The sequence below is a fragment of the Streptomyces sp. NPDC058880 genome (genome assembly GCF_042742535.1).
In the GTDB taxonomy this organism is placed as follows: Bacteria; Actinomycetota; Actinomycetes; order Streptomycetales; family Streptomycetaceae; genus Streptomyces.
On sequence record NZ_JBHYMC010000001.1, the window covers coordinates 365,372 to 380,695 of the forward strand.

The 15,324-nt window shown below is 74.1% G+C and carries 9 protein-coding genes; 4 read left to right on the forward strand and 5 right to left on the reverse strand.

Annotated elements, in window-relative coordinates; genetic code table 11:
- Positions 1 to 6: 6 nt before the first annotated feature.
- From glyA to ACFW2G_RS01665, 4 genes are read left to right on the forward strand one after another with little or no spacing between them, the layout of a single operon-like run.
- Complete coding sequence (gene glyA / locus ACFW2G_RS01650; RefSeq protein WP_384444988.1) at positions 7 to 1,407, forward strand: serine hydroxymethyltransferase; 1,401 nt, start codon at positions 7 to 9, stop codon at positions 1,405 to 1,407.
- Positions 1,404 to 2,093 (forward strand): DUF2461 domain-containing protein, encoded by a 690-nt coding sequence (locus ACFW2G_RS01655; protein WP_384444990.1) that lies wholly within the window; start codon positions 1,404 to 1,406, stop codon positions 2,091 to 2,093. Before glyA ends, ACFW2G_RS01655 begins: the two co-directional genes overlap by 4 nt.
- Complete coding sequence (locus ACFW2G_RS01660; RefSeq protein ID WP_384444991.1) at positions 2,090 to 3,196, forward strand: threonine aldolase family protein; 1,107 nt, start codon at positions 2,090 to 2,092, stop codon at positions 3,194 to 3,196. Before ACFW2G_RS01655 ends, ACFW2G_RS01660 begins: the two co-directional genes overlap by 4 nt.
- On the forward strand, positions 3,193 to 3,774 hold the full coding sequence (locus ACFW2G_RS01665; protein ID WP_384444993.1) for a GNAT family N-acetyltransferase: 582 nt from the start codon (positions 3,193 to 3,195) through the stop codon (positions 3,772 to 3,774). Before ACFW2G_RS01660 ends, ACFW2G_RS01665 begins: the two co-directional genes overlap by 4 nt.
- A gap of 158 nt (positions 3,775 to 3,932) precedes the next feature.
- Here ACFW2G_RS01665 and ACFW2G_RS01670 read toward each other — a convergent pair whose 3' ends face one another.
- The 5 genes from ACFW2G_RS01670 to ACFW2G_RS01690 form a co-directional block, all read right to left on the reverse strand.
- Positions 3,933 to 5,078: an acyl-CoA dehydrogenase family protein gene (locus ACFW2G_RS01670; RefSeq protein ID WP_384580054.1), complete on the reverse strand. Its 1,146-nt coding sequence runs from the start codon at positions 5,076 to 5,078 to the stop codon at positions 3,933 to 3,935.
- Complete coding sequence (locus ACFW2G_RS01675; protein ID WP_384680815.1) at positions 5,075 to 6,265, reverse strand: acyl-CoA dehydrogenase family protein; 1,191 nt, start codon at positions 6,263 to 6,265, stop codon at positions 5,075 to 5,077. Before ACFW2G_RS01675 ends, ACFW2G_RS01670 begins: the two co-directional genes overlap by 4 nt.
- Positions 6,266 to 6,345: 80 nt before the next feature.
- Entirely contained in the window at positions 6,346 to 7,752 is a 1,407-nt protein-coding gene (locus ACFW2G_RS01680) for a condensation domain-containing protein (protein ID WP_384580051.1), read from the reverse strand.
- The gene (locus ACFW2G_RS01685; RefSeq protein WP_384445000.1) at positions 7,752 to 11,108 is read right to left on the reverse strand and encodes an amino acid adenylation domain-containing protein; all 3,357 of its coding nucleotides are present in this window, start codon (positions 11,106 to 11,108) and stop codon (positions 7,752 to 7,754) included. Before ACFW2G_RS01685 ends, ACFW2G_RS01680 begins: the two co-directional genes overlap by 1 nt.
- A complete protein-coding gene (locus tag ACFW2G_RS01690) occupies positions 11,101 to 15,192 on the reverse strand; it encodes an amino acid adenylation domain-containing protein (protein WP_384580048.1) in 4,092 nt (1,363 codons plus the stop codon). Before ACFW2G_RS01690 ends, ACFW2G_RS01685 begins: the two co-directional genes overlap by 8 nt.
- Positions 15,193 to 15,324 lie beyond the last annotated feature (132 nt).

The window sequence follows — 15,324 nt, forward strand, 5'->3', positions numbered from 1 at the left end:
ACAGTCATGAGTCTCACCCTGCCCGCGCCCGTCAGCGATCCGCTGGACGGGGACGGACACCGGGGCGGCGCACCGCGGGTGCCCGTGCCGGACCTGGCCGCATTCTCCGCGCACGCCAACACCCGGCTGAGAGAGAGCGATTCCGTCCTGTACGACTTGCTGGCGCGGGAGTCGGCGCGCCAGCACGAGACGCTGATGATGGTTGCGGCGTCCAGTGTCGCGGACCCGTCCGTGCTGGCCTGCGAGGGCAGCGTACTCGGGAACCTGACCGCGGAGGGGTATCCCGGCAACCGCTACCACGCGGGCTGCGGCATCGCCGACGACATCGAGCGCCTCGCGATCGAGCGGGCGTGCGCCGCCTTCGGGGCGCAGGATGCGATCGTGCAGCCGCACTCGGGGTCCTCCGCCAACCTCGCCGTGATCACGGCGCTGCTGAGTCCGGGCGACAGCCTGCTCGGGCTCGACCTGGACTGCGGCGGCCACCTGACCCACGGCTCCCCCGCCTCGGTGACCGGCCGGTACTACCGCGCCCACGGCTACCGGGTGACACCGGAAGGGCTTCTCGACTACGACCAGATCCGTGAAATGGCCCTGGAACACCGGCCGAAGCTCATCGTGTGCGGGGCGAGCGCGTACCCGCGCAGCATCGACTTCGCCCGGTTCCGGGAGATCGCGGACGAGGCCAACGCCTACCTCCTCGCCGACATCTCGCACATCGCGGGACTCGTCGCGGCCGGCCTGCACCAGAGCCCGGTCGACCACGCCCACGTGACGACCACCAGCACCTACAAGCAGCTGTACGGTCCGCGCGGTGGGCTGATCCTGCTGGGCCGCGAGGCCCGCAGGCCCGGACCAGAGCGCGGCACGCTGGCCGCGACCCTGCGCCGTGCCGTGTTCCCCTTCACCCAGGGCACCCCCGACCTGGCGTCCGTGGCGGCCAAGGCCCGTGCGCTGGCCTTCGTGGCGAGCCCTGACTTCGCGGAGGTCGCCAAGCGGCTGGCCGACGGCGCGCAGGCGATCGCGGAGCGGCTCCTGGACCGGGGCTTCCGGCTGGTCACGGGTGGTACGGACACCCACATGGTGCTGCTCGACCTGCGCGGCAGCGGCGTCACCGGGGACGTGGCCGAGGAGGCCTTGGAGGCCTGCGGGATCGTCGTCAACCGCAACCGCGTCCCCGGAGACACCACACCCGTACGCGTGACGGGGGGCCTGCGGCTGGGGACCAACACGCTGGCCGCGCGCGGAATGGACCGGACGGTTGCCGCCGAGTGCGCCGACCTGGTCGCGGACGTCCTGACGGCGCTGGCTGCGCCGGGCGGCAGCCTGCCGGATGACCTGCGCGACCGGGTCCGCACCCGGGTCGGCGAGCTGTGCGCCGCCCACCCCCTTCCGGGGTACCTGCCGTGACCTTCAGCGGCTTCCCGCCCTCGGCACTACGCCTGTACGAGGACCTCGCGGCCGACAACAGCAAGGAGGCGTGGCGGCTGCGCCACCGCGAGCGGTACGAGCGTGACGTACGTGCGCCGATGGACGAGCTGGCCGCTGAACTGGGCACGTTCTTCGAGGAGTGGGCCGGGCCGGACGCGGTGCGGGTGCTCGGCCCGGTCCGGGACACCCGGATGTCCCACGACAAGTCCCCGTACAAGACCTACCAGGGCGCCTATCTGGACTTGCTGCCCTGCCTCGGCCTGTGGGTGCACCTGGACCGGGACGGGCTGTACGCCTCCGGCCGCTGGTACCCGTACGCCGGGGCCGAGGTCGCCCGCTACCGTGCCGCCGTCGAGGAGGAGGACGGCGGCACGGAGCTGGCAGCGATCGCGGCCCGGCTGACGGAGCAGGGCTTCGCGCTGGGCGGGGACCGGCTCAGGTCCCGGCCGCGGGGAGTGCCCGCGGACCACCCGCGGCTGGACCTGCTGCGCCACCGCAAGATCGACGCGGGGCGCCGGTACGGTCCGGCCGCGGGCCTGCACACGGCGCGCGCCGGGGAACTCGTACGGGAGACCTGGCTGCTGGTGCGGCCGCTGCTGGACTGGATGGCGGCACGCGATCTGACCCCGAAGCCCCGTGAGCGAGGAGTTGAGGAACCGTCATGAACACCGACAGCTCCGGCATCGTCGATCTGCGCAGCGACACGGTGACCCGGCCGGGTCCCGGAATGCGGGCCGCGATGGCCGGCGCGGAGGTCGGTGACGACCTCTTCGGGGAGGATCCGACCGTCCGCGCCCTGGAAGAGCGCCTCGCCGGTCTCTTCGGTTTCCCGGCCGCCCTGTTCACACCCTCGGGAGTGATGGCCAACCAGATCGCGCTCCAGCTCCTGGTCGCCCCCGGCGAGGAGCTCGTGTGCGACGCGGAGGCGCACGTCCTGGCCCACGAGGAGGCCTCCCCCGCCCGCTACGGCGGGATCCAGACGCGTACGGTGGCGGCGGAGCGCGGGGTGGTCACCGCGGCGCTGCTGGCCGGCACGGTCCGGCGGGGCAACGCGTACACCCTGGGCACGCGGGCCGTGGAGGTGGAGCAGACCCACACCCGGGCCGGCGGTACCGTCCACCCGCTGGAGACGCTGCGCGAGGTGCGCGAGCTGACCTCCGGCGCGGGTGTGGCCGTCCACATGGACGGCGCCCGGATCTGGAACGCGATGGCCGCGACCGGGACGGCGGCGGCGCAGTACGGGGAGACCGCCGACTCGCTCTCGGTGTGCCTGTCGAAGGGGCTGGGCGCGCCGGTCGGTTCGGTGCTCCTGCTCCGGTCCGAACATCTGCCCAGGGCGCGGAAGCTGCGGCACGGCCTGGGCGGCGGCATGCGTCAGTCGGGCATCCTGGCGGCTGCGGGGCTGTACGCCCTGGACCACCACGTGGAGCGGATCGGCGAGGACCACGACCACGCCGGGATGCTGGCGGCGGGGTTGCGGGACGCGGGCTTCCCCGTGCGCCCGCCCGAGACCAACATCGTCCTCGTCGAGGTGCCGGGCGCCGACGAGGTCGTCGCACGGGCATCGCAGGAAGGAGTGCTGGTGACCGCGCCGGACCCGGACACCGTCCGGCTGGTCACGCATCTGGACGCAGGGGACAAGGCGTGTCGGCGCGCCCTGGAGGTGCTGACCGCCGTGATGACCGACGTCGTCGCCGGGGCGCGCAGGAGCGCGCCGGCGGGACGCTCGCAAGAACAAGAAGCGGAAGAGAGCGAAGTAACAGCATGAGTTTAGAAGTCCGGCCCGCCACGGCGGATCTGTGGGACGACGTCCGACGGGTGCTCCAGCCCCGCAAGAGCGCGCACACGTGCTGGTGCATGGCGTGGCGGCTGACCACCGGCGACTACGGGCGGATGACCGCCGAGGAGCGGGGCGAGCACCTGCGCACCCTCACCGAGAAGGCGGACCCGCCGCCGGGGGTCCTCGGCTTCCTCGACGGTGAGGTGGCCGGCTGGTGCAACGTGGCCCCGCGCCGCCAGCTCGACCGGCTCACCTCCTCCAAGACGATCAAGCCGGTGGACGAGCTGCCGGTGTGGTCGGTGACCTGCTTCGTCGTGCGCAAGGAGTTCCGCGGCAAGGGGGTCGCCTCCGGTCTGTTGGAGGGGGCCGTCGAGCACGCGCGGGCCAACGGCGCGCCCGCCGTCGAGGGTTACCCGGTGGACCCCGAGGGCGGCCGGGTGAACCCGACCCTCGCCTATGTCGGGACGATGGACATGTTCGAACGGGCCGGCTTCCGCCGGATCCAGCGCACCGAGGCCAAGAGCGACAAGCGGCACCGCTGGATCATGCGCCGCGACCTGGTCTGACGGTCGCGCCGGTGGTGCAGGGAAGGGGCTCCCGCGGTGCGGGGGCCCCTTCCTCGTGTCCGGGTCTACCGGGTCGTGCCCGGGCCGTACCCGGTCGTGTCCGCGACGTCCCGCCGGGCCCCGCGGCGCCGGCGCAGGCCGCCGCGGGGCCCGGCGGATCAGGGGGTGTGCGCCGCGGTGTCCCACAGGTGGGCAGGGCGTCCGCAGCGCAGGGCCTCCCATGCCGCGCGCCGATAGCAGCCGGCGACCAGGCCGTCCCGCACGAGACCGGAGGCGCCGTGCAGGTGGACCGCGTCCCGCGTCACGTCGAGCGCGGTCTCCGCCGTGAGGGCGATCAGCCCGGCGGCCTCCCCGGGGGTGAGGCGGCCCTCGTCGAGGTCGCGGGCCGCGTCGCCGACGGCCCAGCGCACGGCGTCCAGTCGGGCCAGGAGCCCGGCGACCCGCAGCCGGGGCCCCTGGTGCTTGACCAGGGCCTGGCCGAACTGCTGCCGTCCGCGGATCCGGGAGACGACCGCGGTCAGGGCGGCCGCGGTGATGCCGGCCAGCAGGGACGCCTGGTGGACGGCGGCGCGCAGGCCGACCCGGGCGAGGGCCTGTTCGGCGGCGATCCCTCGCAGCAGTACCGAGGGGGCCGGGATCCGTGCCTCGTCGAAGACGGCACCGGCGACCGCTCCCCCGCCGTGGTCGCGCAGCGGGCGTACGGTCACGCCCTGCGCGGGCAGGCCGACGAGGGCGACGCAGGGGCCGTCGGGACCGCTCGCCAGGACCAGCAGGGCGTCCGGCCCGATGCCGGCGGCGAACGGGCCTCCTGTGCCGGTCAGGACGATACCCGCGCCGTCACCGTCCGGTTTCCAGGCGATCCCCGGCGGTACGGAGCCGCGCGGATCGGGCAGCCGGCCCGGGACGGCGAGCTGGAGCTCGCCGGCGCGCACCCGGTCCAGCAGGTCCTCGGTGCCCTCGGGGGCGAGGGGGCCGAGGGCGGAGAGCACGTCGAGCGCGAGCAGGGTGTCGACGAGCGGGACCGGCCGCATCGCGTTGCCGGCCTCCTCGCAGACCATGGCGAGCACGGCCTGGCCGAGGTCGAGGCCCTCCTTCTCGATGGGGAGGGCGAACTCCCAGGCCCCGACCTGGGTCAGCGCCTCCCAGGCGCCCGCGGGGGTCTCCCCGTCGACCTCCAGGCCCTGCCGCACGGTGAGCCGGAGTTGCCGGAAGAGCGAGTCCTCGTCCTCCCGCTCCCGCCACCGCTCGGGCGCCTCGCCGGCCGCCCCGTCCGTACCGCTCCCGTTGACCGCCTGGGTCGTCACGGCCGTACCTCCGCCCCTGAGTCGAGACGCAGCCGGGCCAGCGTCTCCAGCATCATTTCGGCGGTGCCGCCGGATATCCGCATCCCCGGGGCTTCACGCATCGCCGAATCGAGTGGGTGGGCCACCCCGTCGACCTCCGGGTCGTCGAGGGTCATGCTCGTGTCGCCGTCGAGTTCGGCGGCCCACCAGGCCACCTCCGCGGCGAGTTCGGTGGTGTACCACTTCGCGGCGGCGGCCTCGTCCTCGTTGAGCTCGCCCCGGTCGAGGCGGGTGAGGACGCGGCGGACCAGGGTGCCGGCCGCGAGCAGCCGGGCGTTGAGCTTGGCCAGGCCGATCTGGTCGTGCTGGCCGGCCTCCAGCCGGTCGGTGTGGGCCTCCAGCCGGTCGACGGCGGCCCGGTACCAACGCAGCGCCTTGACGTAGTAGTCGAGACCGGTGCGTTCGAAGGCCAATGTCTTGACGACGATCGCCCAGCCTTGGCCGATGCCGCCGACGACGTCGTCGGCGGTGACGGACACCCCGTCGAGGGCGACTTCGTGGAAGGCGTCGTCGCCGATGCCCGGGATCTGCCGGATGGTGACGCCCGGCTGGTCCAGTGGCACGAGGAACAGGCTGAAGGCGTCGTCCTCACCGCGGGCCAGGCACAGGCCGTAGTCGGCGAAACGGGCGAAGAGGGAGTGGACCTTGGTGCCGTAGAGCTTGTAGCCGCCGCGACCGTCGGAGACGGCGCGGGTGGAGAGGATGTTGAGGTCGGAGCCTGCCTGCGGCTCGCTGAAGAGGACGCACCCGAAGGAGGTGCCGGCGGCGAAACCGGGCAGGTGGCGCGCCTTCATCTGCGGGCCTGCGACATGGAGCAGGGTGGATCCGACGATCTGCACGGTGAGCGTGTGCAGCAGGTCGGGAACGTCGTGCATGGCGAGTTCCTCGACCAGCACGGCGGCCGCGACCTGACTGACGCCCCGCCCCCCGTACTCCTCGGGCCACTGGGGTGCGAGCAGGCCCCGTTCGCCCAGGGCCCGGTGGATGGGCCGGGGGTCCCGGGTGCGCTGGGCCTCGGCGACGGGGGCGGACACCAGGATGTCGTGGATGTCCTCGCGCAGGGCCCGCATGGGGGTGCGGGGCACGTCGGCCCCGCTCCGTACGAGCCCGCAGTCCGCGGGCGCGCGGTAGAACTCGGTGGTGAGCACGGGCAACTCCTCAGGCGGATCTGGGTGGTTCCGGGTGGGGGTCGGCGAGGAGGCCGGGGCCGTGGGGCCCCGGCCCCGGCTCAGTGCCGGCTGGTGCCGACCGGGGACGCGGGCGCGGTGACGGCCCGGTCCAGCACCTCCTCGATGCCGGTGAGCAGGCCCCGCACGTCCTCGGGCGTGGCCGCGTGCCGGTTGTACTCGGCGGTTCCGCCGATCTCACCGTCCCGCTCGACCAGGCCGACGCAGGCCAGGGCCGCGGCCGGGTCGGGGCTGTAAAGCTCCAGGTGGCGGGCGGGTGGCCCGGGCAGCTGACCGACCTCGATGCCGGGCAGGTCCAGCGGTACGGCCGGGTAGTTGTGCAGGGCGAACAGGACGTTGTACGGCGGGGGCGTGCCGTCGCCGAACAGCACGTCCACGGGCAGGCGCTGGTGGGCCAGGGCATCGGCCACCGCGGTGCGGGTACGGAGCAGGAGCTCGCGGAAGGTCGGTCCGCCCGCGAGGTCGAGCCGGATCGGCACCACGGTGGTGTACTGCCCGACCGCGCCCTCCAGCGGTGCGGCGAACCGGCCGGCGGCCGGAGTGCCGATCACCACGGAGGTACGGTCGTCCTTGCGGGCCAGTACGACGGCGAGCGCGGCCAGCAGGGTCATGAACGGGGTGGCCCCCTCGGCCGCGCCCAGCTCCAGCCCGGCGTCGACGGGCCCGCGGGCCAGCCGTACGGGCAGGTGTCCGCGCTCGAAGCCGCCGGGGGCCCGGGGCGCGGGCGGGTCGGCCGCGAACACGGCACGGCGGCGCTCCAGTTCGGCGGTGCCGTCCGGTCCGGCAAGCCAGCGGTGCTGCCAGTCGGCGTAGTCGGGGAACTGCAGCTCTGGCGGGGTGAGGGCCTCGGGACCCGCGCGGTAGCCGGCGGCGAGGTCCGCGAGGAAGACCCCCGAGGACCAGCCGTCGAAGACCGCGAGGTGGGAGGCGAGGATCAGGACGTGCTCGTCGGGAGCGGTCCGCAGCAGCCGGAACGCGCTGGTGCGGCCGCTCTCCAGGTCCAGGACGGTGGAGGCGCTCTCGGTGAGCTGCTGGGCCGTCCGTTCGGCCGCGGCCCGCGGGGTGAAGCCCGACAGGTCGGCCCGGGTGAGCCGCAGGGCCGGTTCCTCGTCCACGTGGAGCCGCGGCTGGCCGGCGGTGGAGCGGACCAGCCGGGTGCGCAGCGCCTCGTGGCGGCGCAGCACCGCGGTGAGGGCCCCGGTCAGCCGCTGCGGATCGAGCGGGCCGGCCAGCCGGAGCGCGTGCGAGCCGGTGGCGACGGCCGGGTGGGTGCGCTCCCGGCGCCACAGCCGGGTCTGCAGGGCGGTCGGCGGGACCGGCCCCGCGCCGGGGCGCGGGGCCGGGTGTGCGGGGACGGGCCGGCGGGCGGCCAGCATCAGGCGGGCGAGTTCGCGCTTGCCCTCGGGGAGTGCGGCGAGCGCCCCCTCCAGCCCTGCCGGTCCGGCCATCAGGGTCCCTCCGGCTGCTGGAGGGAGCCGAGGAGCGCGGCGGCCTCTTCGTCGCTCATGTTCTCGATCTGCTCGAAGACCGCGAGCAGCCGATCCTGTTCGCCTGCGGCCTCGGCCTTCGCGGCGCGGACGAGTTCGGCCAGGCCCGCGACGGTGGGACGGCCGAAGAAGTCGGCCAGGGCGATGTCGATGCCGAAGAGGGCCCGCACCCGGGACACCACGATGGTGGCCTGGAGGGAGCTGCCGCCCAGGGCGAAGAAGTCGCCTTCCACGTCCGGGTTCTGCCACTCCAGGAGCGGGGTGAGGATGTCGCGGCAGATCTGCTCCTCGACGGCGTCACGCGGCGGGGTCCCGCCCTGCGCCGACTGCTCGGTGGGCAGGGGCAGGGCGGCGGTGTCGACCTTGCCGTGCGGGGTCAGCGGCAGCTCGTCCAGGACGACGACGACCGGGACCATGTAGCCGGGGAGCCGGACGGCCGTGTAGGCGCGCAGGCCCTCGGCGTCGGCGACCTCCGAGGCGTAGGAGCCGACCTGCTCGACGGTGACGTAGGCGGCCAGCATGCGCTCGCCGCCCGCGGCGGGCTGGGCCACCACCACGGCCTGCTGCACGGAGGGGTGCCCGGTCAGGACGGCCTCGACCTCGCCCGGCTCGATCCGGTGGCCGCGGACCTTGAGCTGGCGGTCGGTGCGTCCGAGGAAGTCGAGGTTGCCGCCGGGCAGCCAGCGGACGAGGTCGCCGGTGCGGTAGAGGCGTGCCGTCTCGGGACCGTCGCCGTAGGGGTTGTCCGCGAAGCGTTCGGCGGTGAGGTCGGGGCGTCCCAGGTAGCCGCGGGCCACGCCGGGTCCGGCCACGCACAGTTCGCCGGGGACGCCCGGGGGCACCGGACGCAGGCGCTCGTCGAGCACGAACGCCTGGTGACCGGGCATGGGGCGGCCGATGGGCGGGTTGCGGTCGTAACTGCCGGTGCAGTCCATCAGCGTCACCGCGACGGTGGCTTCGGTCGGGCCGTAGCCGTTGACGAACCGGCGCTCCCCCGCGGTCCATTCGGCGACCAGCCGGCCGGGGAAGGCCTCGCCGCCGACCGAGACCAGGCGCAGGTCGGGCAGGGCCGCCTGGTCGAGCAGCGGCAGCAGCGCGGGCGGGAGTTCGGCGACGGTGACCGCGTCCGCGCGCATCCGGGCCTGGAGCAGGGCGGGGTCGCGGCGTTCGTCGTCGGTGGCGATGACGAGGGAGCCGCCGGCGAGCAGCGTGGTGAAGATCTCGAAGACGGAGACGTCGAAGGTGAGCGGAGCGAACTGCAGCACCCGGTCCGCGGCCCCGATCTCGTACGCCTTGGCGATGGTGCGGGAGAAGTGGGTGACCGAGCGGTGCTCGATCATGACCCCCTTGGGGGTTCCGCTGCTGCCGGAGGTGTAGAGCACGTAGGCCAGGTCGGCGGGGGTGGAGCTGAGGGCGAGGGAGGGCACCTCGCGGACCGGGGCCGCACTCCCGGTAGTGACCAGCTCCAGCGGTACGGGCAGCTGCGCGCTCTCGTCGACGAGGGCGTGGCGGACCTTGGCATCGGCGAGGACCGTGCGGGTCCGCTCGGCCGGGGCGGCCGGGTCGACCGGGATGTAGTGGGCGCCGGCCTTCAGGACGCCGAGGACTCCGGCGACGGCGGCCGGGCCGCGGGCCACGCACACCGCGACGGGGTCGCCGTGTCCGACGCCGCGGTCGCGCAGCCGGTGGGCGATGGCCTCGGACCAGCGGTCGAGGGCCGCGTAGTCCAGCCGGGTGGTGCCGTGCCGGACGGCGACGGCGTCGGGGTGGATGGTGGCCCGCTCGCGGAAGGCGCGGTCCAGGGTGGTGGTCCAGGCCGCCTCGTCGACCGGGCCGCCCCGCGAGAGCTCGCGGGCGTGCCGGGAGGCGGCCGGCTCCTCGACCAGGCTGATGTCGCCGACCCGAAGGTCGGGGTTCTCGGCGACCTGCTCCAGGACCTGCTTGAAGGCGGTGAGCAGGGCGCTGGCCGTGCCGTGCCGGTAGAGGGAGGTGTTGTACTCCAGGGAGAGTTCCAGGCCGTCGTTCTCGCCGACGAGGAAGCTCATGTCGAACTTGGCTGCGCCGTCGTGCAGTTGGTCCATGGCGAACTCGACGTCCGCGGCCTGTGCCCGGTGGGTGCCCCACCGGCCGAGGGAAGTGAACTCGATCTGGAAGAGCGGGTGGCGCAGCGGGTCGCGGACCGGGCGGACGGCCTCCACGACCTGCTCGAAGGGCAGTTCGCTGCTGGTGAAGGAGTCCATCACGGAGGCCGCGGTACGGGTGACGAGCTCGCGGAAGGTGAGCGCGTCGGTGACCTCGGTGCGCAGGGTGATCATCTGGACGAAGCAGCCGATGACCCGTTCCAGGTCGGGGTGCGGGCGGGAGGCGCTGGCCGTGCCGACGACGACGTCCTCGGTTCGGGTCCAGTGCCTGAGCAGCGCGTTGAAGGCGGCCAGCAGGGTGGTGAAGACGGTGGTGCTGTTGGCGTCGGCCAGTTCGGTGAGCCGGTCGAGCAGCTTCTGGTCGAGGTTCAGCTTCAGACCGCGGCCGTCACCACGGGTTTCGGGACCGCGCGGGTGGTCGGGCATGACCTCGGTGGCGACGGCGCCGGCGAGGATCTGGCGCCATTTGGCGGCGAGCGCCCGGCCGTGCTCGTCGTTCTCCAGCTTGGCCCGCTGCCAGGCAGCGAAGTCGGCGTATTCGACGGCGAGTCCGGGGGCCTCGGGACGCCGGCCGGCGGCGGCCGCGGCGTAGCTGGCGGTCAGCTCCTCGGTGAAGATCCGGGTCGATCCCGGGTCCCAGGCGATGTGGTGGACGACCCAGAGCAGGACGTGCCGGTCCTCGGCGAGGCGTACGAGGTGGGCGCGCACGGGCGGGGCGGCGGCCAGGTCGAAGGGGGCGGCGGCGCAGTCGGCGGTGAGCTCGGCCAGTTCGCGGTCGGCGTCCTCGCTGCCCGACAGGTCGGTGCTCTGGACGCCGAGGACGAAGGAGGGGACGGGCTCCTGCCAGGGGACCCCGTCGATCTCGACGAGTTTGCTGTGGAGCACCTGGTGCCGGGCCACGACGGCGTTGAGGGCCTCGTGCAGGGCGGCCCGGTCGAGCGGACCGCCCAGCGCTATGGACAGGGCTATGTTGTTGCGGGCCTTGCCGGCGCCGAGCTTGTCGACGAACCACATCTGCTCCTGCTGGAAGGAGGAGCGGGAGCGCGGTCCGTGGTCGGCGCGCTTGAGTTCGATGCGGCGGCCCACACCGGCCGTCATCTGGTTGCGCATTCTCCCCAGCAGCCGGGAGCGCTGTCCCTGGGGCAGGCGGCCGAGCCGTTCGGCGAGATCAGACATGGTTTCCTCCGTTGCGGTGCAGGTCTGCGAGCAGGGCGGCGAGCCGGTCGGGCAGGTGCTTGGCGAAGTAGTGGCGACCGCCGGGGATCACGGCGAGCCGTACGTCGGCGGCGTACCGGCCCCAGGCGCGGTACCCGTCCTCGTAGCCCTCGGTGGCGTCGTCGGCGTCGCCGATGATGCAGGTGAGCGGGGTGGCCAGGGGCCGGTCGTAGCCGCCGGGGGTGCGGGCGAAGAACCGGGCGGCTTCGGTCATGTCGTGCCGCACCATCCGCAGGACGGCGCCGAGGTCGCGGTCGTCCAGGACGCCGTCGAAGCCGTCCATGGTGGTCAGGTACGCGACGAGATCGTCGTCGCCGGAGGTCCGTTCCATCTCCAGGGCGTACTCCGGGTCCTCCTCCGGGAGGGCGGCGGCGAGGTCCAGGGCGATCGGACGCTGTCCCCTGCGTTCGAGGACGTGGGTGGTCTCCAGTGCGGTGACGACTCCGGCGCAGTGGCCATAGACCGCGTACGGGCCCCGCACGGTGCGGGCGATCTCCTCGGCGGCGAGTTCGGCGAACTCGGCGACCGGCAGCATCGGGCCGGGGCGCAGCGGGTCGTGCCCGGGCGGGGAGACGGCCAGGAGCTCGATGTGCGGGGGGAGCTGGGCCGCGAGGGGCTGGTAGGCGATGGCATCGCCACCGCCGTGCGGGAAGCAGACCAGGGTCAGCGCGGTGGTGCCGGCGGGGCGTTCGGGGGTGAGCCGGTGCAGCAGGCTGTGCGCCCGGGTTCCGGGGTCGCTGAGTTCGGCGCTGCGGGCGGCGAGGCCGGCCGGGGTCGGATTGCTGAAGAGGTCGACGACGCGCAGGGCGGCGGCCCCGCCGTCCGGCAGGGCGGCGGCGACGGCCCGGACGGCGCGCACGGCGGCGAAGGAGTCTCCGCCGAGGGCGAAGAAGTCGTCCCCGGGGGCCACGTCGGCCACGCCCAGCACCTCGGCCCAGACGGCGGCGATCCGCAGCGCGACGGGGTCGCCGTCGCCGTGCGCGGGAGCGGCGGCGGGCAGGTGTGCGGCGGGGGCGGCCGGGCGCGGGTCGGGCAGCGCGCCCCGGTCCACCTTGCCGTTGGGGCTCAGCGGCAGCCGCTCCAGCAGCACCAGCTCGGCGGGGACGCAGTGCGGCGGGAGGACCGCGCCGAGCGCGGTCCTCAGGGCGGCGGTGTCCAGGGCGGCGCCGGCCTCGGGGACGACGTAGCCGACGAGGCGGTCGGACCCGGCGGCGGAGCGGCGGGCGGCGACGACGGCCTCGCGGACACCGGGGCGGCCGCGCAGCGCGCTTTCCACCTCGCCGGGTTCGATGCGGAGCCCGTTGAGCTTGATCCGGAAGTCGGTGCGGCCGAGCAGCTCGATGGTGCCGTCCGCGCCGTAGCGGGCCAGGTCGCCGGTGCGGTAGAGCCGTTCGGTGCGGCCGGGTGCCAGCTCGACGTGGACGAACTTCTCCTCGGTGAGCTCCGGCCGGTTCAGGTAGCCGCGGGCCAGTCCGACCCCACCGAGGTGGAGTTCGCCGGGCACGCCGACGGGGACGAGGCGGTCGTGGGCATCGAGGATGTAGGTGCGCTGGTTGGCCATGGGGCGCCCGTAGGGGAGCTTCGTCCACTGCGGGTCGACGCGGCCGACCCGGAACTCCACCGAGTGGATCGACGCCTCGGTCGCCCCGCCCAGTGCCGCGAAGGACAGCTCCGGCGCGAAGGTGCGGATCCGGCCGGGCTGGGTGACGGGGATCCAGTCGCCGCCGAGGAAGGCGGTGCGCAGTTTCGGCAGCCGGGGGCCGCCGGCGTGTTCGAGCTGGTCGACCAGGAGGCCGAGGAGGGCGGGGGCGGAGTTCCAGACGGTGACTCCGTGCCGCTCGACGAGATCGGCCCAGTGCGCCGGGTCCTTGGCGGCGGCGGGGTCGGGCAGGACGAGCGTGCCGCCCGCCGCCAGGATGCCGAGGGTTTCGTAGACGCTCATGTCGAAGCTGGGCGAGGACAGGGCGAGCACGGAGTCCGCGGGGCCGATGCCGTAGGAACGGTTGAGGTCGAGGAGGTTGTTGACGACGCCGCGGTGTTCCAGGGCGATCCCCTTGGGGGTGCCGGTGGAGCCCGAGGTGAAGATGACGTAGGCGAGGTCCCGGGCGGTGACGGGCGCCTCGGGCCGGGTGGCGGGCAGTTCGGCGAGGACGGCCCGGTCGGTGTCCAGGAGCACGCGCGCGGTGCCGTCCGGCACGGGGAGCCGGCCGATCAGTTCGGCGTCGGAGACGACGATGGGCGGTGCGGCGTCCTTCAGCAGCAGGGCGAGGCGTTCGGCGGGGTAGTCCGGGTCGAGCGGTACGTAGGCCCCGCCGGCCTTGAGGACGGCGAGGATCGCGGTGACCAGTCCGGGACCGCGGCGCAGGCACAGCGCCACGGTCCGGCCGGGACCCGCCCCCGACTCGACGAGCCGGTGGGCGAGGCGGTTGGCGCGTTCCTCCAGCTCCCGGTAGGTGACGCTCCAGCCGCCGACTCCGCCGAGCACCACGGCGGGTGCGTCGGGCCGGCGGTCGGCGTGCTGCTCGAACAGGTGGTGCAGGCAGGCGTCCTGGGGGAAGGGGGCGCGGGTGGCGTTCCAGTCGTCCAGGGCGGCGGCCCGTTCGGCGTCGGTGAGCAGCGGCAGGGTCGACAGCGGGGCGTCCGGGCGGTCGACGGCGCCTTCGAGGGTGGTGAGGAAGTGGCCGAGCAGCCGGTCCACGGTCGAGGCGTCGAACAGGGCGGTGGGGTATTCCACGAGGGCGCGGACCGCGGTGCCGGTGTCGTGGACGCTGATCATGAGGTCGTACTTGGTGGCGTGCGAGGAGAAGTCGATGGGCTCGGTCGCGAGGCCGGCCAGGCCGGGGGCGGTGTCCGGGGTCTCGTCGAGCAGGAACATCACGGAGGTGAGCGGCGGCCGGCTGGGGTCACGGGGCAGTCCGAGCGTGTCGACGATGAGGTCGAAGGGCAGTTCCTGGTGTGCGTACGCCTGGAGGGTGGTGTGGCGGGTGGCACGGACCAGTTCGGCGAAGACGGGGTCTCCGCCGGTTCTGATGCGCAGCGGCAGGGTGTTGACGAAGAAGCCGATGAGGTCGCTGAAGGCCGGGTGGTCGCGGCCGGAGACCGAGGTACCGACGACGATGTCCTCCTGGCCGGTCCAGCGGCGCAGCGTGGCGGCGAACCCGGCCAGCATCGTCATGTAGAGGGTGGCGCCCTCGGACTTGCCGAACGCGCGGAGCCGGGCGATCAGCTGGGGCGGCAGGTCGATGTAGCGGGAGGCTCCGGCGTGACCGAAGACGGGGGGCCGGGGCCGGTCGGTGGGCAGGTCCACGGGTACGGCTCCGCCGAGCTCCTCCTGCCAGAAGGAGGTGAGTGCCTCCAACCGGTCACCGCTGACGCGGCGGCGCTGCCAGGTGGCGAAGTCGGCGTACTGGAGGGCGAGCGGGGTGTTCGCCTCGGCGGCAGCGCCGGTGCGGGCCGCGTAGGCGCGCTCCAGTTCGGTGTAGAGGATCCGCATCGACCAGCCGTCGGTGACGATGTGGTGGAGGTTGAGGACGAGGACGTGGTCCTCGGCGCCGAGGCGGCCGAGCCGGGCCCTCAGCGGGACGGCGCCGGCCAGGTCGAAGGGGGCGCCCGCGTCCGCGTCGTAGAACGGTCGGACGGATGCCTCGTCGGGCAGTTCGGTCAGCGGCAGGGGCAGCCGGAATCCGTCCACCACGCGGGGCAGGGCCTCGGAGGCGCCCTCCTGGTAGGTGTAGACGGTGCGCAGGACCTCGTGCCGGTCGACGACGTCCTGGAGCGCGGCGTGCAGGGCGGGGACGTCCAGCGGGCCCCGGATGCGGGTGGCCACTGGCACGTTGTAGGCGGGGCTGCCGGGCTGGAGCTGGTCGATGAACCAGAGCCGGCGCTGTGCGAAGGAGAGCACCGGCGGGTCGGCGGGGTCACGGGGTGCCGGCTCAGGGTCCTCCCGTACGGCGGCACGCCCGCCGTTGCGGCCCGTCAGGGCCTGGAACAGTGCCCTGCGGGACTTCGGCAGTGCGGCTATGCGTTCGGCGAGGGACTCGCTCACCTTGAGCCTCCGTGCGTCTTCGGGAGTCGGGAGAGGGATACGGCGAGGGGGACGCCGCGTGCGGCGGCGCCGGGTGGGGATGTGCCGGTGTGCGGGGCGCAGTGTGGAGTGGGTGCCGTTGGGCCGGCACCC

Excerpts from the sequence above, each read along its gene's own strand:
- glyA (WP_384444988.1), top strand. The coding sequence starts at position 7 with ATGAGTCTCACCCTGCCCGCGCCCGTCAGCGATCCGCTGGACGGGGAC.
- ACFW2G_RS01665 (WP_384444993.1), top strand. The coding sequence starts at position 3,193 with ATGAGTTTAGAAGTCCGGCCCGCCACGGCGGATCTGTGGGACGACGTC.
- ACFW2G_RS01680 (WP_384580051.1), bottom strand. The coding sequence starts at position 7,752 with ATGGCCGGACCGGCAGGGCTGGAGGGGGCGCTCGCCGCACTCCCCGAG.
- ACFW2G_RS01660 (WP_384444991.1), top strand. The coding sequence starts at position 2,090 with ATGAACACCGACAGCTCCGGCATCGTCGATCTGCGCAGCGACACGGTG.
- ACFW2G_RS01685 (WP_384445000.1), bottom strand. The coding sequence starts at position 11,108 with ATGTCTGATCTCGCCGAACGGCTCGGCCGCCTGCCCCAGGGACAGCGC.